This window comes from Streptomyces parvulus (assembly GCF_014648855.1).
Classification (GTDB): domain Bacteria; phylum Actinomycetota; class Actinomycetes; order Streptomycetales; family Streptomycetaceae; genus Streptomyces; species Streptomyces parvulus.
Genome location: NZ_BMRX01000003.1, coordinates 44814 through 69722 on the forward strand (window position 1 = coordinate 44814; position 24909 = coordinate 69722).

Here is a 24909-nt window from a genome sequence, read left to right on the forward strand (position 1 = left end):
ATGTACTCGGGTCACGGGCGGGGCCCGTGGTCTCACAGCCGCGCGCGGACGGCCTGTCCCGCCTTGCCGGTGTCGAGCGAACCGCCGAGGTCGGGTGTGGTCTCGCCGTCGGCGACGGCCAGGTCGACCGCGTTCCTGAGGGCGGCGGCCTCGGCGGTGTGGCCGAGGTCGGCGAGGAGGAGGCCGGCGCTCAGAATGGCGCCGACCGGGTTCGCGGCCCGCGTGCCCGCGATGTCGGGCGCGCTGCCGTGGACCGGTTCGTAGAGGCCGAAGCCGCGTTCCGGGTTGAGGTTGGCCGAGGCCGCCGTGCCGATCCCGCCGGCGACGGCGGACGCGACGTCGCTGAGGATGTCGCCGTAGGAGTTGTTGGTGACGACCACGTCGAATCCGGTGGGGTCGGTGACCATGCGCATCGCGGCGGCGTCGACGTACAGGTGGCGGGCGGCGACGTCGGGATGGCGTGCCGCGGCCGCTCGCCAGCAGCGCTGCCACAGACTGCCGCCGTGCTCCACGGCGTTCGCCTTGTCGACCATGCAGACTTCCCGGCGGGCGATGGTGAAGGCGTGCTCGACGACCCGGGACGTGCCGCGGTGGGTGCTGAGGTCGATGTCGAGCGCGATCTCGTGCTCGCCTCCGGCGCGCAGCGCGCCGCCCATGCCGGTGTAGAGGCCCTCGGTGTTCTCCCGGATGACGACGCAGTCCACCGCCCGGGGCCGGTCCGGCCGGAGGGGACTCAGGCGGTCGCTGAGGAGCCTGGCCGGGCGGTGGTTCACGTAGAGGTCCAGTTCGAAGCGGAGGCGGAGCAGGACGCCTCTGCCGTACGCGGGCGACGCGACCCGGGGGTCGCCGATCGCGCCCAGCAGCGCGGAGCGGCTCGCCGCGACCCGGGCGACGTCCTCGTCGCAGAGCGCGACGCCGGTACGGAGGTAGGTGCCGGCGTTGACGTGGTCGAGGTGGTCGAAGTCCAGGCCCAGCCCGAACGCGTCCAGCGTCATGACCGCCTGCTCGACCACCTCGGGACCGATTCCGTCGCCGGGGATGACGGCGATCCGTGTCATGTCCGGCTCCTCACGAGGGTTCGGCGGGGACGGACGCCCACCCGGGCGTGAGCGCCGGCCGCCAGTGCGGGCGGGTCCGCTCGTGGCGGGCGATGGCGTCCTGCCTGGTGAGGGTGGCCGTGATGTCGTCGTGGCCGGCGAGCAGCAGCCGTCGGGCGCGGGCGTCGATGTCGAAGCCCCAGCTCTCTCCACCGGCCGTGACCCGGCACTCCTCCAGGTCCAGCGTGACGTCGAACGCGGGGTCCGCTTCGGCGCGTTCGAGCAGCGAGGCGACGGCCCGCTCCGGGAGGACCACGGCGAGCAGGCCGTTCTTGAGCGCGTTGCGGCGGAAGATGTCGCCGAAGCTCGGTGCGACGACGGCCGCGACGCCCCAGTCCCGCAGCGCCCACACGGCGTGCTCGCGCGAACTGCCGGTGGCGAAGTGGGCGCCGGCCAGCAGCACGGTCGCGCCCGACCGTTCGGGCCGCTCGAAGACGAAGCCGGGGTCCGTGCGCCAGCGGGCGAACAGGGCGTCCGCGTAGCCGGTGCGGCGTACGCTCCGGCAGTGCTCGCTGGGGATGATCTGGTCGGTGTCGACGTTGGTGCGGCGCAGTGGCAGGCACCTTCCGGTGTGGCTTCTCAGCGGTTCCACTGGTCTCCTCGGGGAAGGTCGGCGGGCAGTGCCAGCCGGCCGGCGACCGCGGTGGCGGCGGCGACGGCGGGCGACACCAGGTGGGTCCTCGCCCGGGGTCCCTGCCTGCCCTCGTAGTTGCGGTTGCTGGTCGAGGCGCAGCGCTGGCTGCCGGGGAGCCGGTCGCTGTTCATGCCGAGGCACATGGAGCAGCCCGGCAGGCGCCACTCGGCCCCGGCGGCGGTGAAGACGTCGTGCAGTCCCTCGCGTTCGGCGTGGACGCGGACGTCCATGGAACCGGGCACCACCAGGACGCGCACGCCGTCGTGGACCCGGCGGCCGCGCAGTACCTCGGCGGCGGCCCGCAGATCGTCCAGCCGGCCGTTGGTGCAGGAGCCGATGAAGACCGTGTCGACGGCGATGTCCCGCATCGGCGTGCCGGGGGCGAGGTCCATGTAGTCGAGGGCGCGGCGTGCCGCCGCCCGCTCGTCGGGGTCGGTGAAGGCCGCGGGGTCGGGCACGGTGCCCGCCATCGGTACGGCCTGGCCGGGGTTGGTGCCCCAGGTCACCCACGGGGTCAGGCCCGAGACGTCCACGGTCACCGTGCGGTCGAAGACGGCGCCGGGGTCGCTCGCCAGGGTGCGCCAGTGGGCGACCGCCTCCCGCCCGGCCGGGCCCGCGGGGCTGCCGGGCCTGCCCGCGAGGTAGGCGAAGGTCGTCTCGTCGGGGGCGATCAGCCCGGCCCTGGCCCCGGCCTCCACGCTGAGGTTGCACATCGTCATCCGGCTCTCCATGGAGAGCGCGCGTACGGCGTCGCCCCGGTACTCCACGACGTGGCCGTGCGCGCCGTTGGCGCCGATCCGGGTGATGAGGGCCAGCATCAGGTCCTTGGCCGTGACGCCGTCCGCCGGTGTCCCGGTGAACTCCACGAGCATCGTGCGGGGCTTCTGCACGGCCACCGTCTGGGTGGCGAGGACGTGTTCGACGTCGCTGGTGCCCACCCCGAAGGCGAGGGCGCCGAAGGCCCCGTGCGTGGAGGTGTGGCTGTCTCCGCACACCACGGTCATGCCGGGCTGCACCAGGCCGAGTTCGGGGCCGACGACGTGGACCACGCCCTGCCGGCGGTGGCCGTGCGGGAACAGCGCGATGCCGTGGTCGGCGCAGTTGCGGCGCAGGGTCTCCAGCTGCTCCCGGCCGAGGGCGTCGGAGACGGTCAGCGAGTCGGTCGGGACGTTGTGGTCCTCGACGGCGAGTGTCAGGTCCGGGCGGCGCACCTTGTGGCCGCTCAGCCGCAGGCCCTCGAACGCCTGCGGCGAGGTCGCCTCGTGGACCAGGTGCAGGTCGACGTAGAGCAGGTCGGGCCCGTCGGGTTCGGTGCACACGACGGCGCCGTCCCAGAGCTTGTCGATGATCGTCGCCGGGGCCGCGCTCATGCCCCCGCTCCGGTGGCCGGCGTGACGCCGAGGCGGCTCGCCAGCCGGTCGCGCAGGACGTCCAGCTCGTCGCACTCCCCGCCCGGCCGGTCGGCGATGTACTCCTGGTAGAGCCGGCCCACCAGGTCGTCGTCGGCGGGCACCGACAGCTGCGCCAGCAGGTGCCGCAGGATCGACCGTCCGGAGTGCCTGCCGACCAGCAGCGACCTGCGGCGTCCGAAGCTCTCGGGCTTGATGAACTCGTAGGTGACCGGGTTCTGCAGCATGGCCGCCTGGTGGATGCCCGCCTGCGTGGCGAACGAGTTGGTGCCGAGGACGGCCTTGTTGCGCGGGCGGTCCAGCGCGATGGCGTCGGCGAGCATGACGTAGGCCTCGTCGAGGAGTTCGGTGCGCAGCCCGGTGTCCATGCCCAGTTCGGCGCTCTTGTACGACAGCACCGCGGCCAGTTCCTCCAGCGGGGTGTTGCCGGACCGCTCGCCGATGCCCGCGAGCGTGGCCTGCACCTCGTCGGCCCCGGCGGCCAGGCCGGCCAGCGCGTTGGCCAGCGACAGCCCGAGGTCGTCGTGGCAGTGGGTGGCGAGCACGATGTCGTCGGAGACGCAGGCGCGCACCGTCGCGATGAGTTCGCCGAACTCCTGGGGGACGGCGAAGCCGGTGGTGTCGGCGAGGGTGACGGCGGTCGCGCCCGCCTCGACGGCGGTGCCGACCAGGGCGCGGATCCAGTCGTGCTCGCCGCGGCTGGCGTCCTCGACGGCGAGGTTGATGTCGACGGCTCCCAGTGACCGGGCGAACCGGACGGAGTCGTCGATCTCGCGCAGGCCCTCGGCCCGGGTGATGCCGCGTTTGTGGCGCAGGTGGATGTCGCTGCCGGTGCAGCAGACCTGCACCTGGTGGCGGGGGTCGTCCCCGGCGGCCTCCATGGAGAGCCGGATGTCCTCGCGCGAGCAGCGGTTGAACGTGGCGAAGCCGGCCCGGGTGAGGGACTGGGCGATGAGCTGGGTGGCCTTGAAGTCGGAGGGCGAGGAGCCGGGGTAGCCGGTCTCGACGACGTCGACCCCGATCTCCTCCAGTTTCAGCGCGAGAGCGAGCTTCTGCTCGGGGGACATCGCGTTGCCCGGGGCCTGTTCCCCGTCACGGAGTGTCGCATCGAAAACGCGTATTCGGCGCATGGTCCTACCGCCGTTCGGGTCGGTTACGGGTTCGGGTGCGGGAGTGTGCCGGTCGTGGGCCGTCCGGCGCGGGCCCGTTGCTCCCGGACGAGGCCGGCGAGCCGGTCCAGGCCGGTCCGGATCTCCTCGGGGCGCAGGGTGCTGAACGAGAGACGGATCTGGTTCGAGTGGGGACGGCCGGCGTAGAAGTGGTGCATGGGGGTCCAGATGACCCGGTGCCGGCGGGCCGAGTGCTCCAGCAGGGCGTCGTCGGTGCGGAACGGCACGGTCAGAACCAGGAAGAAGCCGCCGTCGGGGGTGTTCCAGGACACGCCGGAGCCCGGCGGGAAGCGTTCCTCCAGTCCCCGGAGCAGCACGTGGAGGTTCCCGCGGTACAGCTCCGCCTCCCGCGCGGTGGCGCGTACGAGGGAGTGCCCGTTCTCCAGGAGGCTGCCGGCGACGACCGCCTGTGCCAGGGGCGGGGTGTTCACCGTCAGCATGCTCTTGACCTTCGCGAGCTGGTCGGCCAGCAGCCCCACCCGGCGTCCGTCGGCGTCGGTCACCTCCTGGTCGGCGACGACGAATCCGACCCGGGCGCCGGGCATGACCGTCTTCGCGAAGGAGCCGAGGTAGACGACGCGTCGTCCGGTGTCGAGGGACTTGAGGGTGGGCCGGCGGGAGCCCTTGGCGGGGAAGAGTCCGTAGGGGTTGTCCTCCAGGAGCAGCAGATCGTGTTCCGCGGCGAGATCGAGGAGCCGGCGCCGGGTGTCCGTGGCGAGGCTGATCCCGAGGGGGTTGGAGAAGTCGGGGATGACGTAGCAGGCCCGGGGGCGCAGTCCCTCCTCCCACGCCCGCCGCACGGTGCGGACGAGGTCGTCGAGGTCCACGCCGTCGTCTCCGGAACGCACGGGGAGCACCGGCAAGTCGGCGAGGCGCGCGGCTCCGTTGAACCCGACGTAGGTGGGTGCGACGGCGAGGACCGCGTCCCGGGGGCCGGTGCGCAGGGCGCGCAGCACCAGGAACATGGCCTCCTGGCAGCCCACGGTGACCACGACGGCTTCGGGGTCCGGCTCGAAGTCCTCGTCGACGGCGAGGTTCCTGGCGACCAGGTCGTGGATGACGCCCTTGGTGCGGCCGTACTGGAAGAGCGTCCGGCGCACCTCCTCGTCCGGCCGGCCGCCCGCGCCGCCGAGGTGGGCGCAGAAGGTCCGCAGGTGGCGATGGACCTGCTCGGTCTCGAAGAAGGCCTCGGACGGGCGGCCCGCGGCGAAGGAGAGGGCCTCCGGGTGGCGCTGGGCCACCTCGTTCAGCAGGTTCATCGAGTCGGACAGTGGGTCGGTGACCGAGTCGTGCAGGTCGTCGAGGCGCAGGCACGCCGTCGCTCCGGCGCGCGGTCCGGACTCCGCCGTGGTGGTCATCGCGCGGTTCCCTCGTCGGCCACCTGGGCGCCGGCCGCCGTCCGGACGGAGAGCCGCCGGGCCGCCGCGAGGTCGCCGCACCCGGCGAGCGCCATCGCCTCCTCCAGCTCGGTGTGGAGCAGGCGCAGCGCGGCCGACGCGCCTTCCTGGCCCCCCGCGGCCAGTCCCCACAGGGCGGGCCGGCCCACGAGCACGCCGGTGGCGCCCAGCGCGAGGGCCTTGAGCACGTCCGCGCCGCTGCGGATGCCGCCGTCCATCAGCACCGGGCACCGGTCGTCCACGGCCCGGACCACGCCGGGCAGGGCGCTGATGCTGGGCAGGGCGCCGTCGAGCTGGCGCCCGCCGTGATTCGAGACCACGACGGCGTCGGCTCCGGCCTCGACCGCCCTGGCCGCGTCGCCGGGGTCCATGATTCCTTTGATGACCAGCGGGAGGCGGGTCCGGGCGCGGATCCACGCCAGGTCGGCCCAGTTCAGGGTCGGGTCGAGGGTTTCGGCGGTGTGTGCGGTCACGGCGGAGGCGCCGGGCCGTGCGGTGTGGGCGGTGGTGCTCCGGGCCTCGCCGGCGGGTGTGTCCAGGTTCGCGGCGGTCACGGTGGGGGGCAGTGCGAAGGCGTTGCGCAGGTCGCGCAGCCGACGGCCCATGCGGGGCACGTCCACCGTGAGGACCAGGGCACGGCAGCCCGCCGCCTCGGCGCGTTCGACGAGTGCGCCGGTGCGGTCGCGGTCGCGCAGCCAGTAGAGCTGGAACCAGGTTTCGGCGCCGGTGCCGGCGATCTCCTCCACCGTGTGACTGCTGAGCATGCTGGCGACGTACACCGTCCCGGCGGACCGGGCGGCGCGGGCCAGGGCTAGGTCGCCGTCCGGGTGGACGAGCCGCTGGTAGGCCATGGGTGCGACCGCGAGCGGTGCGCTCACCCGGCTGCCGAGCAGTTCGCCCGCGCAGTCCCCGCGGGTGACGCCGGTCAGGGCGCGGGGCACCAGGCAGATCCCGCCGAGGGCGCTGCGGTTGGCCGCGAGCGTCGACTCGGTGCCGCTGCCGCCGTCGATGAAGTCCCACACGGGGCCGGGAAGCGCCCGGCAGGCGGCGCGCGCGACGTCGTCGATGTCGAACGGCGTGCCCGCGTCGTGGGCCGGTGCGCTCACGAGAGCGCCCCCGCCTTGGCCCGCTCGGCCTCGACGGCCTCGTACAGGGCCTTGATGTTGCTGCTGCCGAACGTGCTCGCGCCCAGCCGTTCGATGATCTCCAGGAAGAACGTGCGGCGCGGGTGGACGGAGTGCGTGAAGATCTGGAACAGCTGCCCGCCGTGGTCCTCGTCGGCCAGCACGTTCAGGCGCCGAAGTTCCTCGATCGAGTGCCCGTCCGGAGTCAGGCGCTCGCCGAGCAGGTCGTAGTAGGAACCCGGGGTGGTCAGGAACTCCACGCCCCGGCCGGCGAGCGTCGCGACGGTGCGCACGACGTCGTCGGTCCGGAACGCGATGTGCTGCACGCCGTCGCCGCGGTGGCTGTCGAGGAACGCGTCGATCTGGCCGCGGTCGGCGGTGGGATCGGGCTCTATCAGGGTCAGGGTGACGGTGCCGGACGCGTTCTGCACCACCTGGGAACGCATCGCCTGGGAGCCGACGTTGATCTTCTCCTCGAAGACCAGACCGAGCCCCAGAGCGGTCCCGTAGAAGGCGACGGCGGCGTCCAGGCGGCCGGCCCCGAGGCAGACCGCGAAGTGGTCGATGTCGAGCAGGGCCGTGCCGGTGTCCTCGGCGGCCGCCCCGAGGTCCGGGAAGCCGGGGAGGAGGAACGTGTCCTCGTCGGGAGCCTGTACGAAGGTGTGCCGGATTCCGCCGATGCCGTCGATCGCGGCCGTCACGCCGGCGCGGGAGTCCCGCGGCCGGTGCGGCGGGGACAGCGGTCCGGCCCCGGCCGCCACGGCCCGGTCGAACGCGGCCCGCGCGTCGCGGGTGCGCAGGGCGATGTCGGCGACCCCGTCGCCGTGGGCCTCGACGTAGGCGTGGGCGGGGTGCCGTTCGGAGCGCGCCTCGGTGACGACGAGGGTGATGCCGCCCTGGCGCAGGGCGATGGAGAAGTGGTCGCCCGGCCCGTCCGGTGTCCCCGAGGCCGCGACGGTGGTGAATCCGTACTGCCCGCAGAGCCGGTCGGCCTGCTCCCGGGCGTCGGCGACGTAGAACTCCACGTGGTTGACCGTGAGTTCGGGCAGCACGGGGGAAGGGGCGTTGTGCGTCATGGGGGGCTCCTCAGAATCGGCTGCGCCAGGTCACCGGGCAGTAGGCCGGGTCCCCGTAGTCGGGCGACCCCTGCGGGGTCCGCCGCACCAGGAAGTCGTGGTTGTACGAGGCCGTCTCGCCGTTGGGCAGGACGTAGCGCCGGTAGGTGTTCTCCCCGTCCTGGAGGTGGAGGGAGATCGCACGCCTCGGACTCGTCGACCGGTTGGGGCCGCTGCCGTGGTACGTGTGGTTGTGGTGGAAGCTGACGTGGCCCTTCGGAATGACCACGGGGACCTTGCGCACGGCCGCTCCGTTGTACTTCGCGTTCCGCTCCAGGGTCGCTTCGAGGTCGTCCCGGTCGCGGTCGGCGAAGTGCAGCGACGTGACGTTGGCCCGGCTCTCCTGCCGCCAGCGGTTGCTGCCGTCGACCATGGTGATGGTGCCCATGCGCTCGTCGCAGTCGTGGAAGGGGATGAAGGCGGTGAGCATCCGCTCGGAGGTCGACGTGGCCCAGTAGTCCCGGTCGAAGTGCCAGGGGACGACGTTGCTGGCCTCGTCCGGCCGCGGGGGCTTGTAGATGAGCGTGGACTGGAAGATCCGGATCTCGCGGGCTCCGCTGAGCCGTGCGGCCACCGCGCCGAGCAGGGGCTTGCGCAGGATCTCCCCGATGGCCGCGCTCTCGTAGTGGATGTAGTCGTTGTGGCGCTGGACCGGTCCGTCCCGCGGCCGCCAGTAGGCGAGGCGCGGGGGGCGGCCGGGCAGCGGACGGTCGACGTGGCCGGCGTAGAAGCGTTCACTCGCCGCCTCCAGCCGTTCCACCTCCTCGTCGCTGAAGAGCTTCTTCGAGAGGTACCACCCGTGCTCCGCGTAGAACGCGACGTCCTGATCGGAGGGGAGGAGTTCGGTCTCGGCGTCGGTCAGCTCGAATTTCCTGATGCTTGTCGTCATGCTGGGTCCGTCCACGCTGTCGTGCCGGTCGGTTCGGCCAGTTCTGCTGCGGCGATGCGGTCGAGCTCGCGCCAGACCCGTTCGACGTCCTCCCCGACCGTGCGGATGTTGCCGATGGACAGCCGCAGCACGTAGCCGTCGCGCAGGACGGCGTGGGACAGGAACGCCGTGCCGGAGGCGTTGACCCTCCTGAGGATGCGCGCGTTGAGCGCGTCGGTGATCTCACGCTTGCGGCCTTCGGAGAGCCGCGGGTCCGCCGTGACGGCCTCGGGCGTGTACCGCAGGCACACCAGGGGGTACGCCGACGGTGCGGGGCACGTCCAGTCGGGATGGCGGTCGACGCGTTCGCGGAGTCGGCGGGCCAGGGCGACGGAGGCGTCGAGCCGGGCGGCGAGGCCCGCGCGCCCGAACGTCCGGATCACCCACCACACCTTCAGCGCCCTGAATCCGCGGCCGAGTTGCGGGGAGAGGTCCATGAGGTCCGTCGTGTCGCCGTCGTGTGCCGAGGTGAGGTATTCGGGCACCAGCCGGAAGGTGCGCGCCAACGCGCCCGGCCGGCGGCAGAACAGCGCCGTCGAGTCGAGGGGGACGAAGAGGGTCTTCTGCGGATTGACCACCACGGAGTCGCCGACGGACAGGTCCTCCAGGGTGCCGGCGAGCGACGGCGCGAGGCGGTAGAGCCCGCCGTACGCGGCGTCGACGTGGAGCCACACGCCGTGCCCGGCGCACACCTCCGCCACGCGTTCGAGGGGGTCGGCGGCGCCGACCGCGGTGGTGCCCACCGTGGCCACCACGGCGAGCGGCCGGAACCCCGCCGCCAGGTCGCGGCGGATCGCCTCGTCGAGGAGGTCCGGCCGCATGCGGTACTGCTCGTCGGAGGGCACCCTCACCACGTTGGCGAGACCCGTGCCGAGGGTGATCGCCGCCTTGTCGACGGAGCTGTGCGCCTGGTCCGAGGTGTAGATGCGCAGGGTGGGCGCTCCGGGGCCGCCGGTGCCCCGTTCCCTGACGTCGAAGTCGAGGGCGTGGTCGCGGGCCGTCGCCAGGGCGTAGAGGTTGGCCAGCGAGGCGCCGGTGACGAGCAGGCCGTCGGCGTCCTGCGGGTAGCCGGCCATGGCGGCGAGCCAGCGCAGCACCACCAGTTCGAGCGCGGTGGCGGCGGGACTCGTCTGCCACAGCATGGAGTTGACGTTGAGTGCGGCGGTCAGTGTCTCGGCGAGGACGCCGGGCAGGCTGGCGGACGTGGGGAAGTAGGCGTGGAAGGAGGGGTGGTTCCACTGGACTAGTCCGGGGACGACCTTTTCCCACGTGTCGGCGAGGACCCGTTCGAATAGCTCACCGGTCTCGGGCGGATCCGCCGCCACCGCGGATTTCAGTTCCGCCGGATCCCGGGGCACGGCCACCGGCACGTCCCGGATCTTCTCGAAATGGCCGCGAATCTGCGAGATGACCTCGCGGCCGTGCTTCTCGAATATCTCGGGATCCCAGTCCCCGAATTCCTCGGGCATCTCTCCGTCCCGCGGGTCAGGAAGTGGCGCCGACGGCATCTACGTCCACCGGGAGCTCGTCGAAGTAGGTGATCTCACGCGGCCCGACGCAGTACCGCTCGTAGAAGTCGGTGAGCAGCAGTTCCTCGTTCTTGATGAACACCTCGTGCTCGGCCCGGGTGCGCCAGGTGTACATCATCCTGATCTCGCCCGGACTGCCGTGGAGTTGGAAGAACCGCCCGTGCTCGCACCAGCCGGGGTCCACGTGGGCGGCCGGTCCGACGATGTCGTCCATTTCCTGCATGAGTTCCAGCGACCGGCCGGCGAACTCGTCCCTGAGTCGCCACGTCTCCATCACCGTCACCATTTTCAGCACCTCCCTTTCGGCATTTCCTGGAGCAGACCCTACGCTTGGACGCACCGTCTGCGAATGGCCGTATTCCACGGTCAACTCATTTCGCGGTAACAACGGCGGGCATGACGTGACGGGCCACCAGCTCGACGGTGAGCCAGTCGATCGGCGGGCGGACCCCGAGGATGAAGTCGGTCACCCCCAGGGCGCGAAAGCGAAGGAGGTCGGCCACACATTGTTCGGGCGTACCGAACGTCACGTACTCGTCGAGCAGCGGAGAGTCCGCGGGAAGGCGCAGCAGCAGTTCTTCCTTCCGTGCCGCCGCGTCTCTCTCGTTCTCCGCGAGTACGGCCCGGAACGTGACCGACCGGCGGATCTCCTCCGGCGGCCGGCCGGTCTCGGCGCAGTGCCGGGCCAGTGCGTCGCGCTTGCGGCGGTACGACTCGGGCGTGCCGGCGAGGGTGTTCCAGATGTCGGCGTGCTCGGCCACGATTCGCAGCAGGCGCCTTTCCCCGTCGCCGCCGATGACCAGGGGGATGCGGGACTGCAACGGCTTGGGCTCCAGATGCGCCCCTTCCAGGCGCACGTGCCGCCCCGCGAAGTCCGACACCTCGCGTGTCCACAGGGCCCGTGCCACCCCGCAGGCCTCTTCCAGCAGGTCCATCCGAGTCCCCGCCGGGGGGAAGGGGATGCCGTACTGCGCGTAGGCGAGGTCGTCGCCTCCGGCGCCCAGGCCGAACTCCAGGCGCCCGCCGGAGATGTGGTCGATGGTCGCGGCCATGGCGGCGGCCACCGCGGGATGACGCCAGGTGGGCGCCGAGACCATGAGGGCGCAGCGGATCCGGCTGGTGCGCGCGGCGAGGGCGGCCAGGAGCGTCATGCCGTCGAAGCAGGGCCCGCCGGGGCCGCCCAGCGGAGGTCTGAAGTGGTCGAAGACGGACGCCCACGCGTAGCCGAGTTCCTCGGCGCGCTGCCAGAGCTCCAGGGATTCGCCGAACGTCCGGTTCTGCTGGCCCGAGTGGACGCCGAACCGGACGGTGTCACCGTGGACGGGCATGGGGGTCCTCCGCTTCCGTGGCCGTGCGGAGCGCGGCCGTGAGGGTGCGCACGCTGCGGAAGGTGGCCTGGTGCATGACGTCCGCCGGCAGGCGCACCGAGAAGGCGTCCTCGATCGCGACCAGCAGGCCCACGAGTTCGAGCGAGCCGAGTCCGAGGTCGCGCAGTTCCTGGTCGGGCCCGGACAGGGCGCCGGCCCGGTCCTCGGGCAGGACGCGCCGTACGACGTCGGTGACGGACACGAGGGTTGGGTCCAAGGCGGCCTCCTCAGCGGGTCAGGAACTGGTGTGTCGTCCGGTGCCGGTAGACCTGGCCCGGATCGAGGCGGGCGGAGGCGGACACCTCCTGGCCCGGCGGGTCGGGCACGGCTCCCGCCTCCAGGCACAGGCCCCCGCGCGGGTGGCCGGTGAAACCGTCGGCGGAGTACACGCCCAGTCCTCGCTGGTCGGTGGTCACACGCATCGCGCGGCCGCCGACCGGGTCGTACAGCTCCGCGGCCCAGGAGGGGTCGTCCAGCACGAAGCAGTTGTCGAGGCGGGCGTCGCCGAGGTGCCGGGGCGTGCGGTAGTCGAGCGGTGTGCCGACGACGCTCTCCGGTGGGCCCTGGAGCGGGACCAGTTCGCCGTCGAACACCACGGCGCGGTGCGCGTTGACCGCCAGGTGCTGACGGTCCACGGTCCCGGTGCCGGCCAGGTTCCAGTACGCGTGGTTGGTGAGGGCGCAGGCCGTGGACGCCGTGGACGTGGCCCGGTACTCGAAGGTGAGCCGCCGGTCGCGGTCCACCCGGTAGACCACCTCGGCCGACAGCGTCCCCGGATAGCCCTGGTCGCCGTCCGGGGTGACCAGGCTGAGGTAGAGGGCGAGTTCGTCGCCGACCTGTTCGGCGTCCGCCTCCCACACGTGGCGGTCGAAGCCGATGGCTCCCCCGTGGGCGTGGTGTTTGCCGTCGTTGCGGTCGAGCTGGTGCTCGACGCCGTCGAGCAGGATCCGGCCGTCGCCGACGATCCGGCAGTAGCGGCCGAGCGTCGCCCCGACGTACGGGTTGCGCCGCCGGTCCTCGTAGGCGTCCAGGCCGGGCAGCCGCAGCACGGTGTTGTCCACGCGGCCCTCGCGGTCGGGTGTCAGCACCTCCACCGTCGAGGCGCCGTAGGTCCAGATCACGACGGTGAGGCCGGCTCCGGTGTCGAGCGTGTAGGAGTCGACCCTGGTCGGGCACTGGCTGCGGTGCCCGCGGGTGCGGCCCACCGTCTCCTTGCGAATGTTCATCGCCGTTCCTTCGACGCGGGGTTCGGGGAGGGGGCGAGCGGTCTGTGCAGACGCACCGTGCGCCGGCCCAGGGCGTCCGTCAGTACGTCCCCCTGCCGGCGCAGGCCGAGCAGTTCCAGTAGCCGGACGGTGCCGGTGAGGTCCGGGTTGGCCTCGGCGCGCAGGGCGTCCGCGCCGCGGTCCGCCGCCAGTTCCAGGGCGCGCCGCACGCAGCTCGCGCCCACCGGGGTCCCGTCGTCGAGCCACACCGGTGCGACGGCGAGGCGTCCGAGGTAGGCCGGCCTGCGGGCGGGCGGGAAGGCGTCCGGGTCCAGGGCGAAGGGCGGTTCCCAGGACAGGGTGAACATGCCGGCGGGCTCGCCCGCGTGGCGCAGCAGGTGCACCTCGCCGGCCCGGACCCGGCGGGCGGTCGTCGCGGGGTTGCGCACGGGCACCGGGGAGCCGTGGCTCAGGGCCTGCCGGGCGTCACAGGCCCGGAGGAGGGCGTGCACCTCGTCCGCGTCCCGCGCGGTCTCCCAGCTCCAGCCGTCCGGCGCGGCCGCCGGCGTCATCGCCGCCGCCCGAGGTGACGGACGGTCACGGTCTTGGGGCGCTGGTACTCGGAGAGGGCGAGCACGCTCAGGTCGGTGCCGTGTCCGGAGCCGCGGCGCCCGCCGTGCGGCAGCTCGGGGGTCTGCTCCAGATGGCAGTTGATCCAGGTCTCTCCGGCGTCCAGTGAGCCCGCCACGCTGAGCGCGGTCTCCACGGACGCGCTCCAGACGCTGGCGCCGAGGGCCTGGGGAACGCTGTTGGCCAGGGCGACGGCGGCGTCGACTCCGGGTGCGGCCTGGACGGTGAGGACGGGTGCGAAGACCTCCTCCTTGACGGCCGGGTCCCAGGACGGGAGGTCCGCGAGCACCTGCCCGGGGCGCCAGTAGCCTCCTGACTCGCCGGGCTGCGTGACGGTGCCGCCGACGTGCCGGACGCCCGCACGGCTGCTCTCCATCATCCGGTCGTAGCGGGCCGCCTGGGCGGGGTTGTTGAGGGGGCCGAAGTCCGTCCCGGCGCACCGGGAGGCCATCTCCTTGGCGAGGCGCTCCACGACGTCCTGGTAGTTCTCGCGCAGTGTGATGACCCTGGCCGGGGAGGCGCAGCTCTGGCCCGCGTTGTAGGTGCAGGCCCGGACCAGTGCCTCGTAGGTCTCCTCGCCCGCGTCGGGCAGCACCACGGCGGGCGCGTTGCCGCCGAGTTCCAGGGAGACCCGGCGCAGTCCGGCGTTGCGCACGACGTCGAGTCCGCCCGCGGTACCGCCGGTGAAGGCCACCGCGTCCACCTGGGAGCCGACGAGCAGCCGTCCCGTCTCCCGGTCGCCCGGTACGACGGTCACCACACCCGGGCCGAGGATGCCGTCGCAGTGCCGGCCGAGTGCCAGCGCGGAGTCGGGGGTGGTCTCGGCGGGCTTGACGACCACGGTGTTCCCGGCGGCGAGCGCCGGCGCGGCACGCCACACGGTCATCAGCAGCGGGTAGTTCCACGGGACGACCGCGGCGACCACGCCCAGCGGCTCCCACCGGACCCAGCTCTCGTGCCCGGGCAGCAGGTGCCCGCCCGCGGGACTGCTGCCCGTCCGCAGGGCTCCCGCGAAGAAGCGGAACACGTCGGCGCTCTGCTCCACCTCGCCGCGGGCCTCGTTCTCGGGTTTGCCGGTGCCGGCGCGTTCCGCCGCCACGTACTCGTCCGCGCGGTCCTCGATGGCGTCCGCCACCGCGAGCAGCCGCCGCGCTCTGCGGGCCGGGGTCAGCGCCGCCCACGCGGGCTGGGCCCGCCGGGCGCCGGCGACGGCGCCGACCACGGCGCGCGCGCCGCCGACGGGTATCTCCCGCCGCACGAGCCCGGTGCGCGGGTCGGTCAGCCTGGTGGTGTCGTGCCGCACGGCCATGAGGCCTCCTGTCGTGGAGCGAGGGCCGTCACGCCTGCGCGCCGGGCTCGGAGACGGACAGCTGTCGGGTGAGTACGGGCCGCAGGATCTTGCCGGTCGGGGTGCGGGGGATCGCGTCGAGCCGCACGACGCGGCTGGGGTGGACGGCCGGGGAGAACGCCGCGGCGAGCGCAGGGCCGCAGTCGGCGCGCGCGGCTCCCCGCGCCAGGACCACCGCGGCGACCAGTTCCTCGCCGAGGAAGCGGTGGGGCAGCGCCGCCACGGCCGCGTCCACCACCTGCGGCACGGTCCGCAGGACGCGTTCCATCTCGTCCAGGGAGACCGACTCGCCGCGGACCTTGGCGACGTGCTTGCGGCGTCCGGTGATGACGAGGAAGGTCCGGCCGCTGCGGGCGTCCACCCGGGTGTGGCCGAGGTCGCCGGAGTGGAACCATCCGCCGGCGAAGGCCTCCGAGGTGGCCCGCGGGTTGCCGACGTAGCGGGTCATCACGTTGTGGCCGCGCATGCAGATCTCGCCGCTCTCGCCGGGCCGGGCGGGTTCGCCGCCTTCGTCGAGCACGGCCACGTCGTTGCCGGGGAAGGCGGTGCCGACGGAGGGGGTGTCGGTGTCCAGCGTCAGGCGGCGGTAGTCGTCCTCGGGCAGGTCCGCCGGCATCGTCGTGGAGAAGTTGGTGGTCTCGGTGAGGCCGTAGCCCTGCACGACGCGCGTTCCGGCCCGGGACGCCAGCGCCCGGGCCGTCGCCGGGGCCAGCGGGGCGGCGGCCGAGACGAAGTAGTCGAAGGAGGACGGCGGTTGCGGCATGCGCACGGCCAGCAGGGTCTCGAGGACGCTGGGGACGACGCTGGCCATCCGGGGCCGGAACCGCTCCAAGAGGTCCGGGTAGGTGAAGGGATCGAAGTTCCTGGCGAGCACGAGGTGCGCGGCCGCCGTCAGGGTGCCGAACACGGTGAAGTGCACGCCGTTGACGTGGTGGACCGGCAGGCAGCCCAGGACGCGGTCGCCGGGGCGCAGGGCGTGGTGGCGGACCAGGGCGTCGGCGTTCGCCGTCGCGTTGCGGTGCGACTGGGCCACCAGCTTCGCCGCGGCGGTCGAACCGGAGGTGCCAAAGTACAGCGCGTCGGCCCACTGGTCCGCGCCGGGAGCGGGGGCGGCGCCGGGCTCCCCCGCCGGGTCGCCGGCCGCGGGGTCCTCCGGCAGTCCCACCGCCTCCGGCAGCACCGTGTCCGGCACGGAGGGTGAACGGACGACGGCCGACACCGGGAGGCGGCCCAACTGCTCGCGCAGCCGGGCGGGCGGGTCCGCGGGGTTCAGCAGCAGCACCGCGCAGCCCGCGCGCTGCAGGGCGAAGAGCGCGGCCAGGGACACCGCGTCGTTGAGGGGCAGCAGCGCGGCCACGCCACCGGGGGCGACCCCCGTGTGCCGCGCCAGCCAGTCACCCGTACGACGGCTCAGGTTCTCGAACTCCCGGTAGGTGAAGGTCTGTTCCTCACCCCGCGCCGAGAAGGCGGTGAGGAAGGGCAGGCTGCCGTGGGTCCGCGCGCGCTCCGCGAGCCGCGCGGGCATGGTTGCCGCGTCCGCGCTCCCGAAGGGCACGCCGCCGTACGTGTGGACGCGCTCGAAGTCCTCCTGCGCGACACCGCGGGGTGCCATGACCGCCTTCATCGCTCCGCCGTTTCCCACGTCAGCCCTTTCCGCGCACCGGGACCTCTGAGGCCCGCCATGCTAGGTCGGCACCGCGGCGCCGGAGCAAGGCCTGCCGAATTCCTTCTTCCATCGGCCGGTATTCGGGCGCCCAACACCAATCCTTCCGTTACCCATCGATTACCGGGCAGTGAGAAGGGGGATTGTCCGAACGGCCGCGCCGAATATCTTGAATGTGTCGACGGCGCTCAAAAGGAGCTGAAGTCCTTTCACCGGTCAAGGAATTCGGAGCACAGTGAATGATGCAGGGAATTTTCGTGAGCCGGGCCGCGGACGCGCACATCGCATCGAGAGCGGACCTTCTGGAGCGGGAGACCGCACTGGCGCCGCCACCGGTGCCGGTCCCCGCGGTCCGCGCGGAGGACGTGCCGGGCCCCGCCCTGGACGACTTCCTCGGCCGGCTGGGCAGGACGGGGCTCGCCGCGTGCCTGCTCGACCGGCCGCTGGCCGACGAGCAGTTCCGTGCGCTCGGCCGGGTCCTGGGCACACCGATCCCGGAGACCGATCCGGCCGTCCTTCCCAGGGTCGCGCTCGACGTGGTGCTCAACCTCGTGGGCGAGAGGTCGCGGACCGATGACGTGTCCCTCCAGCCGTTCGCCGCCAACGCGCTCTCCCTGCACACCGAGGGCAGTGGCCGCCCGCCGGCGCAGCAGCCCCGCTACATCGTCCTGATGTGCTGCGAACCGGGAGACGCGACGGGGGCCGCCCAGACCGTGCTGGCCCCCATGGAGGCGGTCGCGGACCGTCTGACCCCGGCGGAGTCGGCCGTCCTCGCCCGGACGCGGTACCGCCGCAGCACCCAGGGGCCACCGATCCTCAGGGAGGTCGACGGGCGGCGTGTCTTCTCCTTCCGGGACTTCCTGGCGGAGCCGCTGGAATGGACGCACACCGGCGCGGACACCTCGCCCGACGCCGTCGACGGGGCGCTGCGCGCGCTGCTCGCCAGCATGTACACGCCCGGACTGCACACCGGGGTGCACTGGCGGCGCGGTCTGCTGCTGGCCATCGACAACACCTTCTACTTCCACGGCCGCAAAGCCGGCACCTTCGCCCCCCGTGCCCGTCACCGGCACCTCAAGCGCCTCCGAATCAGGTAGGGCCCCGTGTCCATAGGAGAAGCCATGCAGCTCTTCGCCGCAGTGCCGAGATCCCGGCCGAACGTCGTGCCCGAGGAGGCCCGCCGGGCCGCCGCCCTCTCCCCCGCGGCGGCCGGCGCACCCGGCACCTTCCATCCCGGTGTGGACGAGCGGACGCTGGAGGTCTTCGCGCGGGCCCGCGACCCCCGTGATCCGTACGAGTTGCGGGACCTGTGGCTGGGACGGGTGGAGCACGAGCTGGGCGCCCGCTCCCACCGGCCCTGGCTGGCCGAGGGGTGGCGGGCCGCACGCCGCCGGCGGGCGGTGGACCCGGCCGAGGTGCTCTCGTCCCGGGCCACGGTGCGCTTCGTCAAGGAGATGTTCAACTGGTACTTCCGCGACGACCTCTACGGCGACCTCCACTCGGACGACCACCTCATCCTGTCCAGCGGGTCGGTCGACGAGGAACGCTGGGGCCTGCCCGCCGCGTTGAAGCACACCATCGAGTTCGCCCTGAACCGGGACTGGTACGGCTACTCCGACTCGCGGGGGCGCGTGCCGGCCCGCGAGGCGGTCGCCGCGTACGAGTCCGCCCGCATCACGGGGGCCGGCTACACCTGCGACAACGTGGCGCTCACCATGGGCGGCACGTTCGCCATCAACTCGCTGGCGGACTTCATCCTGCACAACGCCCCGCAGGGCGGGGAGCCCGTGCTCTGCGCCACGCCCAACTACCCGCCCCTGGTGGAGTCGATCGCACGGCGTCGCGGCGTGCGGCTCGTACCACTGCCCTGCCGGGACGGCCGGATGTCGCTGGGCCCGCTCATCGCGGCCCTCACCCCCGGCACTCCGATGGTCATGCTCCAGACGGCCGCCAATCCCACCGGCGCCGTCGTGCCGGAGGAGGAGCTGGCGCGGCTGCTCGAAGCGGCGTCCCCCACGACGATGGTCGTCCTCGACGAGTGTCACGAGTGGCTGGGCGGGCCCGGCACCCGCTCGCCGGCGCGGGCCAATCCGAACGTCATCCGGGTGTCCAGCCTCTCCAAGACCTGGTCCGTGCCGGGGCTGAAGATCGGCTGGTTCCTGGCGGACCGGAGCTTCGTCGCCGAGTACTACGAGTACGCCTCGACCGCGTTCGGCGGCCCGCCCTCCTTCTTCTACACCCTCGTGGAGACCGTGGCCCGGATGGAGCGCTGGCTCATCGAGGGGGTGGAGGAGCCCGGACCGGAGCAGGCCGACGAGTTCGAGAAGGGGTACCAGGTGGCACCGGACCGGCTGAGCGCCGCCTACCGGTCCTACCGCGCCGACCGCCTGTACCGGCAGGAGTGCCTCACGACGTTGCGCGAGGCGACCACCACGCGCCTCGTCGAGGCGTCGGGGCGGGTGGTGGTGCCGCGCTGTTCCATCAACACGACGGTGGAATTCGCCGGCTGGACCGATTCCTACCTGTGTTTCCGCGACATCCTGCGCGAGACGGGTGTCTCGGTGTTCCCCGGCATATTGACGTTCGGCCTGTCCGGTGGCGCTGTCCGGGTCACCACCGCCCGCCCCTGGGAGCAGCTGAACGAAGCGATCACGCGCATCGGTTCCCATCTCGCGGTGCCCGTGGGATGACCCCAGGAAGGAAGCAGACATGACCACGTCGTTCCAGGCGGGCGGACGCAAGACCGTCCTGGGCATGATCCATCTGGAGCCGCTGCCCGGCACCCCGTTCGCCGCCGACGGCAGTCTGGGCGGGATCCTCGACCGTGCCGTCCGTTCGGCGACCGCCCTGCGGGACGGCGGCGCCGACGGGTGCCTGGTCCAGACCGTGGACCGGGTGTACAGCGTCGAGGACGACGCCGACCCGGCCCGGGTGGCCGCCATGACCCGCGTCGTGCGGGCCGTCGTCGAGGCCACCGCGGGCGACGGATTCCAGGTCGGCGTCCAGCTGATGCGCAACGCGGTGCGGGCGTCCCTGGCGGTGGCGAAGGTGGCCGAGGCCTCCTTCATTCGCGCCGGGACGCTGGTGGGGGCCACGCTGACCGCGCAGGGGCTGGTCCAGGGGAACCCGCACGACGTCATGGAGTACCGCCGCAGGATCAGCGCCGCAGACGTGCGCGTCGTCTCGGACGCGGACTCGATGCACTTCAGCTGGCTGGGCGGGGACCGGCCCACCGGCCGGGTGGCCAAGGACGCGGGACAGGCGGGTGCCGACGCGGTCTGCGTCTCCCATCCGGAGGAGCGGCGGGTGCTCGACATGGTCGCCTCGGCCCGCGAGTGGGCCCCGGACCTGCCGGTCCTCCTGGCCGGCCACACGACGCACGAGAACGCGGCGCGTCTGCTGGCCGCCGCCGACGGTGCCTTCGTCGGCACCTGCCTGGAGCGGGGCGGCTGGGGAGGGCCCATCGACCCCGACCGGGTGCGGTCGTACATGGAGATCGTGCGTGGCCTGGAGCGCTGACGGTGGCGCCGACGTGGGACGACGGGAAGGGAGAGGCATATGGCGAGACTCGACCCCGAGGTGATGATCCGGCAGGCGGGCCGTCTCGCCGGGGACCTCGACGAGATGACGGGACCGGTGGGGCGGACGGCGGCGGCGCTGGTCTCCGCGGCCGACTGGGGTTCGGCGGACTCCGTCCACCTGGTCGGCGACGGCGACTCGTACTACGCCGCCGTCTCCGCCGAACTCGCCTTCCGCTCCCTCGCGGGGGTCGACTGCGCCGCCACGCCCGCCCTGGGATTCCTGGAGTACGAGGCGCCCTGGCTGGGCTCTCGGAGCGGCGGTGGGCGCCGCCTGGTCGTCGGCGTCTCGGCGTCCGGCTTCACACCGCGCGTCGTGGAGGCACTGGCCCGGGCCGGCCGGCAGGGCGCGGCGACCCTGGCCGTGACCGGCGTTCCCGACAGTCCGCTGGCGCGGGCGGCCGACCACACGCTGCCCGTCCGCCTGGCGGGCGGCGAGCCCTCCCCGGGGATCCGCACCTACCAGGCGAGCCTGCTCGCCCTGCTGTTGCTGGCCGTGCGGCTCGGAGAGGCACGGAGGCATCACACCCGGGACGACCGGGACGCGATGGAAGGGGAGATCGCGGCGCTGCGCGACGGCGTGGCACGCACGGTCGCCGGGCTCGGCGACGCGTGCGGCCGGGTGGCCGAACTGGTGGGTGACGGGCCCGTCGTGGTCATGGTGGGCAGCGGCCCCGCGCTCGGCACCGCCCAGTACGGCGCGGCCAAGCTCATCGAGGGCGCCGGCGTCTTCGCGCGGGGTCAGGATCTGGAGGAGTGGAACCATGTCGAACGCTTCGCCGGACCCTACGACATGCCCCTGTTCGTCCTCGCGCCCCGGGGCCGCTCCCACGCCCGGGCGGTGGAGGTCGCCGCCCGGGCGACGGAGCTCGGGAGGCGGGTGATCGCCGTGGCGCACCCGAGGGACACCGCCGTGGTCCGCCACGCCGCCGCGGTCCTGCCCGTCGCCGCCCACTCCAGGGAGGAGTTCTCGCCCCTCCTCCACCATCTCTTCGCCGGGATCCTCGCCTGCCGTACCGGGCAGCGTCTGGGCCGCGCCCCCTTCTCAACCGGCCTCGTCTAGCCGCCGGCCGGCCCGCGCACCGCGGTCGGCGGGCCCCGGCACCAGCACCTTCCAGCCGCTGTCCGGTTCGTGCGCCACGGCGTAGTCGGAGGCCGTGGCCTGGTGGGTGGCCCGGCAGACCCGGATCTCACCCGGAGAGGTGAAGCGCAGCAGTTGCAGGCAGCGGTCCATGACACCGCCGGTGGCCGTCATCCGCAGTCCGTTCTCGTTGGCCGCGCGGTAGTTCAGGACGGCCTCGCCGGTGGTGACGACGATGCGGGACCGGACGGTGTAGCGCCGTCCGGAGCCGTCGACCAGGGAGGCGGGACCGAAGTGCTCGTGGATCGCCGTCGCGGCGTCCATGGCCCGTTTGACGTGGCTTCCCGACCGGTCGGTGTCCCGGAAGAAGCTGAAGGACACCTCTCCGACGCTGAGGCTGATCTCGCCGCTGCCCCGCTCGAACTCCCGGTGGATCGCCGTGGACGCGGTCTGCGCGACGTCGGCGGACTCCTCGGGTGCCGGCTCGCCGTCGAGGCAGCGCACCTCGGTCCTGACCATGACGACGCTGACCGGCTCGGCCTCCCGCTCCGCCGTGAGCACGCGCTGCGGAGCGGCGGCGGACGGCAGCAGCAGGTCGCGCGGCGAGGCCCGGTGCGCGGTCTGCGACATGACGGGCAGCCGCGTGAGTCCGGGGTCCTGCGTGATGATGGCGGTCTGGAGCGACTTCAGTTCCTCGCCCGGCTCCAGCCCGAAGTCGTCGTTGAGCAGGGCACGAATGCGCTGGTACAGCGTCAGAGCGTCGAGTTGCCGGCCGCACCGGTAGAGGCCGAGCATCAGCTGGGCCGACAGCCTTTCCCTGGAGGGGTGGGCCAGGTGCAGGTCCTCCATCTCCTCCAGGACGGCCCGGTGGCGCCCGAGGGCCAGTTCGGCCTCGAAGCAGTCCTCCCTGACGTTCAGGACGAAGTTCTCCAGCGCTTCGATCTCCGGCCAGTTGACGCCCTCCTCGACGAGTTCCGCCAGGATCGGACCCTTCGCCAGGCGCAGGGCGGCGCGCAGCGCCTTCTGCGCCGGTTCGTGCGCGCCCTTGGCGAGGGCGGTCCGGCCGGCCGCGGCCAGCTGCTGGAAGCAGGAGAGGTCCACGTCCTTGGCCGGGACACGCAGCAGGTAGCCCGGCGGATGGGTCAGCAGGATCGGCTCGTCGGCGCCGGTCCGGCCGTCGTTCATGAGCCGCCGCACGTCGGACACGGCGTTCTGGAGCATCTTCCGCGCCGTGGCCGGGGTGCCCGACGGCCACAGGGCGTCCAGGAGGTGGCTGGTCGACACCACGCGGTTGGAGTAGAGCAGGAGCAGGCTCATCAACCCCCGTTTGATGAATCCGCCCAGCGGCACCTGTTCGCCGTCCTGTGTCACATGCAGTTCTCCCAGGACCTGGAATTTCAAAGCAGCCCCGCCTTCTGTGTTGGTGAGCATCGCCGTTGCCCGGAGCGAGTCCGGGACCGCCGCCACAGCGAGCGTCAGGAGCCGGTGCTGTTCCAGTCGTCCGCGTGTACGGTGCCGTCGTCCGGACCGTCGGCGAGGAGCGCGAAGCGCGGGGCGTCGGCCGGTGCGTCGGCGGTCTCCGCCGGACCCGCGGCCAGCGCCATCAGCAGCGCGCCCGTCGTGAGCGGGGCCGCGAGGCGCAGAACGTCGACGAGAACCGAACGGGTCGGAAGTGAGGGGGCCGCTTCGTTGCTGGACATCGGCTGTCCTTCCTCTGGGGGGTGACGGCACAAGAGTCCCAGCCCTCGTTCGACGGGAAATATATTCCTCCGGGGGGCGGATATACGTCGGGTCAACGCGAGATCTACAGCAGGTCTTCGCCGCCCCGGCCATGGCATCCGGTGCCACCGAACCGTCGTGCGGCGGCGCGCTTTGGCATAGCATCTCGGCGGGCGCGGTACGTGCAGACCAGAGAATGGAAGCTTTGCGACATGAGGCGCGTAATCATTGTGTCAGACTGTACCGACGTCGCTTTTCTGGAACTCTGTCTGGCCATCGAGAAAAGCGCCTTCGCCATTTCCCCGGCGGCCGACATCAGGATCGGCCCGCTGGTGCCGGCGCAGAGGTTCTCGGAGATCAACGCCGCCTTTCTCATGAGGCTGGTCGCGGAACTCGCCGCTCCCGGCACCGTTCTCCTCTGCGTGGCCAACAGCCTCCGGCACAGGACCGAGCGTCTGGTGGGCCGTACGGCCCGCGGCGACCTGGTGTTCGTCGGCGCGAACACGGGGGCCCTGGGCTGGCTGACGCGGGATCTCGGGGTGCGGGAGTGCTTCGAGATCGAGGATCCGGGCTTCGTGCCGTTCGGGGGGAAGGCCGTGCACGCTCCCGTGGTGGGCGCCGTCGCCGCCGGCAGACCGCTGGCCTCCGCCGGGGCGCCCTTCCCACCCGACGCGGTCCGGCGCACGCCGGTGGCCGAGGGCGACATCGTGCACATCGACAACTTCGGCAACGGCAAGTTTCCCTTCCGGGCCGACGGCCTGTGCCACGGCGACCGGTTGAGGGTGGAGGTCGGCGGGCGGAGACTGGAGGCCGTCTACGGGACCCGCATGATGGACGAGGAGGACGGTACGTGGGTGGTGTACCCCGGCAGCTCCCTCGGCCTGCACGAACTGGGCCAGGTCCGGGCCCGCGGGTTGCTCGACCTGCCCTGCGCGGCCGGTCACCGGCTGCGCGTCCGCCGTGCGGTACCGCGACCGGTCCGCGCGGGCGATCAGAACGAGCTGGAGAGAAGAGGAGGCTGACCCACCGTGCCGAAGGAGTCCGAGGACGCGTCTGCCGACGTGCGGAGATTCTTCGAACGCAAAGCCGTCGGCTACGACGAGAACTGGCGCGGCGCCCACGGCCGGCTGGTCGACGCCCTGCAGTGGGAGGCGTTCGAGTTCTCGGTGTTCTCACGCCTGCCCGAGGGCTTCACCTTCCTCGACCTCGGCGGCGGGGCCGGCCGGTGGACCCACCGGATCGCCACGACCTTCCCGGGCAGCACGGGGATGCTCTACGACCTGACGCCCGGGCTGGTGGACCAGGCGGCGCGGCGGGCCCGGTGCGGCGGATACGCCGACCGGGTCCGCTTCCGGCTGGGTGACGTGCGGGACGCGGCGGACCTCCTGACCGGGGAGTCCTTCGACCTCGTGCTCAACAGCCATCACCTGCTCGGCTTCGTCGACGACCCGCAGGCGGTCCTCGCCGCCCTGACCCGGCTGCTGTCGGTGGACGGGCTGATGGTCTCGCTGCTGCCCAGCCGCTGGCACGCGGCCTTCGAAGGCCTCGGGCTGGAGGACGCCGAGCAGACGGAACGCAGCCTCGCGGGCCTGCAGTGGGCGGCCAACCCCGCGCCCTACCGGCACCTGTTCACGCCGGGCGAGATCCGGGTGATGCATGCCGCCGCGCAGCTGAGCGTCGACCTGCTGAGCGGGTTTCCCAGCCTGCTGTATCCGGGCGTCCACGGGACGGCGCGGGACAGGGCCGAGCAGATGCTGCGGGACGAGGACGTCTTCCAGCGTGTCCTCGCGATGGAGAAGGAACTGTTCATCGACCCCGACTCCCGGGGCCGGGGGGCGAACCTGTTCGTGGTGGCCTCCCGCACGGCGCCCCGTGTCCCGTGACGACGCTTCCGCACCGGGACCGAGGCCGGCCGG

Annotated in this window: 24 protein-coding genes; 6 read left to right on the plus strand and 18 right to left on the minus strand. The window is 72.7% G+C overall.

The features are described 5' to 3' along the window. Nucleotides 1-32: 32 nt before the first annotated feature. From IE108_RS05660 to IE108_RS05735, 16 genes are all read right to left on the minus strand, one after another. The gene (locus IE108_RS05660) at nucleotides 33-1058 is read right to left on the minus strand and encodes an isocitrate/isopropylmalate dehydrogenase family protein (RefSeq protein ID WP_064726399.1); all 1026 of its coding nucleotides are present in this window, start codon (nucleotides 1056-1058) and stop codon (nucleotides 33-35) included. A gap of 10 nt (nucleotides 1059-1068) precedes the next feature. Further along, the gene (gene leuD / locus IE108_RS05665) at nucleotides 1069-1689 is read right to left on the minus strand and encodes a 3-isopropylmalate dehydratase small subunit (protein ID WP_064726400.1); all 621 of its coding nucleotides are present in this window, start codon (nucleotides 1687-1689) and stop codon (nucleotides 1069-1071) included. After that, nucleotides 1677-3101, minus strand: coding sequence for a 3-isopropylmalate dehydratase large subunit (gene leuC, locus IE108_RS05670; RefSeq protein WP_064726401.1), 1425 nt, complete (start codon nucleotides 3099-3101; stop codon nucleotides 1677-1679). Before leuC ends, leuD begins: the two co-directional genes overlap by 13 nt. Further along, nucleotides 3098-4270, minus strand: coding sequence for a LeuA family protein (locus IE108_RS05675; protein ID WP_064726402.1), 1173 nt, complete (start codon nucleotides 4268-4270; stop codon nucleotides 3098-3100). The genes leuC and IE108_RS05675 overlap by 4 nt, the downstream gene beginning before the upstream one ends. A 23-nt stretch (nucleotides 4271-4293) precedes the next feature. Beyond that, nucleotides 4294-5667 (minus strand): aminotransferase-like domain-containing protein, encoded by a 1374-nt coding sequence (locus IE108_RS05680; protein WP_064726403.1) that lies wholly within the window; start codon nucleotides 5665-5667, stop codon nucleotides 4294-4296. Beyond that, a complete protein-coding gene (locus tag IE108_RS05685) occupies nucleotides 5664-6812 on the minus strand; it encodes an alpha-hydroxy acid oxidase (protein ID WP_064726404.1) in 1149 nt (382 codons plus the stop codon). Before IE108_RS05685 ends, IE108_RS05680 begins: the two co-directional genes overlap by 4 nt. After that, nucleotides 6809-7906 (minus strand): 4-hydroxyphenylpyruvate dioxygenase, encoded by a 1098-nt coding sequence (hppD, locus tag IE108_RS05690; protein ID WP_064726405.1) that lies wholly within the window; start codon nucleotides 7904-7906, stop codon nucleotides 6809-6811. The genes IE108_RS05685 and hppD overlap by 4 nt, the downstream gene beginning before the upstream one ends. A gap of 10 nt (nucleotides 7907-7916) precedes the next feature. Beyond that, nucleotides 7917-8834, minus strand: coding sequence for a phytanoyl-CoA dioxygenase family protein (locus IE108_RS05695; protein WP_064726406.1), 918 nt, complete (start codon nucleotides 8832-8834; stop codon nucleotides 7917-7919). Further along, a complete protein-coding gene (locus IE108_RS05700) occupies nucleotides 8831-10342 on the minus strand; it encodes a pyridoxal phosphate-dependent decarboxylase family protein (RefSeq protein WP_064726407.1) in 1512 nt (503 codons plus the stop codon). Before IE108_RS05700 ends, IE108_RS05695 begins: the two co-directional genes overlap by 4 nt. Nucleotides 10343-10358: 16 nt before the next feature. Continuing rightward, a complete protein-coding gene (locus tag IE108_RS05705) occupies nucleotides 10359-10676 on the minus strand; it encodes a hypothetical protein (RefSeq protein WP_202545335.1) in 318 nt (105 codons plus the stop codon). 97 nt (nucleotides 10677-10773) lie between these two features. Next, on the minus strand, nucleotides 10774-11730 hold the full coding sequence (locus IE108_RS05710) for an LLM class flavin-dependent oxidoreductase (protein WP_064726409.1): 957 nt from the start codon (nucleotides 11728-11730) through the stop codon (nucleotides 10774-10776). After that, nucleotides 11714-11986, minus strand: coding sequence for a phosphopantetheine-binding protein (locus tag IE108_RS05715; RefSeq protein ID WP_079163414.1), 273 nt, complete (start codon nucleotides 11984-11986; stop codon nucleotides 11714-11716). Before IE108_RS05715 ends, IE108_RS05710 begins: the two co-directional genes overlap by 17 nt. Nucleotides 11987-11996: 10 nt before the next feature. After that, nucleotides 11997-12995 carry an aldose epimerase family protein gene (locus tag IE108_RS05720; protein WP_064726411.1) on the minus strand — a complete coding sequence of 333 codons (999 nt, stop codon included), beginning with the start codon at nucleotides 12993-12995 and terminating at the stop codon, nucleotides 11997-11999. Next, nucleotides 12992-13546 (minus strand): GNAT family N-acetyltransferase, encoded by a 555-nt coding sequence (locus IE108_RS05725; protein ID WP_229851668.1) that lies wholly within the window; start codon nucleotides 13544-13546, stop codon nucleotides 12992-12994. The genes IE108_RS05720 and IE108_RS05725 overlap by 4 nt, the downstream gene beginning before the upstream one ends. Further along, on the minus strand, nucleotides 13543-14913 hold the full coding sequence (locus IE108_RS05730) for an aldehyde dehydrogenase family protein (RefSeq protein ID WP_064726412.1): 1371 nt from the start codon (nucleotides 14911-14913) through the stop codon (nucleotides 13543-13545). Before IE108_RS05730 ends, IE108_RS05725 begins: the two co-directional genes overlap by 4 nt. A gap of 28 nt (nucleotides 14914-14941) precedes the next feature. Beyond that, nucleotides 14942-16564 carry a class I adenylate-forming enzyme family protein gene (locus IE108_RS05735; protein WP_189397589.1) on the minus strand — a complete coding sequence of 541 codons (1623 nt, stop codon included), beginning with the start codon at nucleotides 16562-16564 and terminating at the stop codon, nucleotides 14942-14944. Nucleotides 16565-16872: 308 nt separating this feature from the next. Here IE108_RS05735 and IE108_RS05740 point away from each other — a divergent pair, with 308 nt between their 5' ends. From IE108_RS05740 to IE108_RS05755, 4 genes are read left to right on the plus strand one after another with little or no spacing between them, the layout of a single operon-like run. Continuing rightward, nucleotides 16873-17712 (plus strand): TauD/TfdA family dioxygenase, encoded by an 840-nt coding sequence (locus IE108_RS05740; protein WP_064726414.1) that lies wholly within the window; start codon nucleotides 16873-16875, stop codon nucleotides 17710-17712. A gap of 24 nt (nucleotides 17713-17736) precedes the next feature. Beyond that, the gene (locus tag IE108_RS05745) at nucleotides 17737-19305 is read left to right on the plus strand and encodes a pyridoxal phosphate-dependent aminotransferase (RefSeq protein WP_064726415.1); all 1569 of its coding nucleotides are present in this window, start codon (nucleotides 17737-17739) and stop codon (nucleotides 19303-19305) included. A gap of 19 nt (nucleotides 19306-19324) precedes the next feature. Continuing rightward, nucleotides 19325-20134 carry a BtpA/SgcQ family protein gene (locus IE108_RS05750; protein ID WP_064726416.1) on the plus strand — a complete coding sequence of 270 codons (810 nt, stop codon included), beginning with the start codon at nucleotides 19325-19327 and terminating at the stop codon, nucleotides 20132-20134. A 39-nt stretch (nucleotides 20135-20173) separates the two neighbouring features. Then, complete coding sequence (locus IE108_RS05755) at nucleotides 20174-21256, plus strand: SIS domain-containing protein (RefSeq protein WP_064726417.1); 1083 nt, start codon at nucleotides 20174-20176, stop codon at nucleotides 21254-21256. On the opposite strand, the gene IE108_RS05760 is transcribed toward IE108_RS05755, so the two are convergent. Continuing rightward, complete coding sequence (locus tag IE108_RS05760; protein WP_159394593.1) at nucleotides 21239-22645, minus strand: AfsR/SARP family transcriptional regulator; 1407 nt, start codon at nucleotides 22643-22645, stop codon at nucleotides 21239-21241. The two genes, IE108_RS05755 and IE108_RS05760, sit on opposite strands and share 18 nt — an antisense overlap. A 104-nt stretch (nucleotides 22646-22749) precedes the next feature. Further along, the gene (locus IE108_RS05765) at nucleotides 22750-22974 is read right to left on the minus strand and encodes a hypothetical protein (protein ID WP_064726419.1); all 225 of its coding nucleotides are present in this window, start codon (nucleotides 22972-22974) and stop codon (nucleotides 22750-22752) included. A gap of 249 nt (nucleotides 22975-23223) precedes the next feature. Between IE108_RS05765 and IE108_RS05770 the strand changes: the two genes are divergently transcribed. Next, the gene (locus IE108_RS05770) at nucleotides 23224-24015 is read left to right on the plus strand and encodes an SAM-dependent chlorinase/fluorinase (RefSeq protein WP_161344210.1); all 792 of its coding nucleotides are present in this window, start codon (nucleotides 23224-23226) and stop codon (nucleotides 24013-24015) included. Between the two features lie 6 nt (nucleotides 24016-24021). Then, the gene (locus IE108_RS05775) at nucleotides 24022-24876 is read left to right on the plus strand and encodes a class I SAM-dependent methyltransferase (protein ID WP_064726421.1); all 855 of its coding nucleotides are present in this window, start codon (nucleotides 24022-24024) and stop codon (nucleotides 24874-24876) included. The last annotated feature ends 33 nt before the right edge of the window (nucleotides 24877-24909 follow it).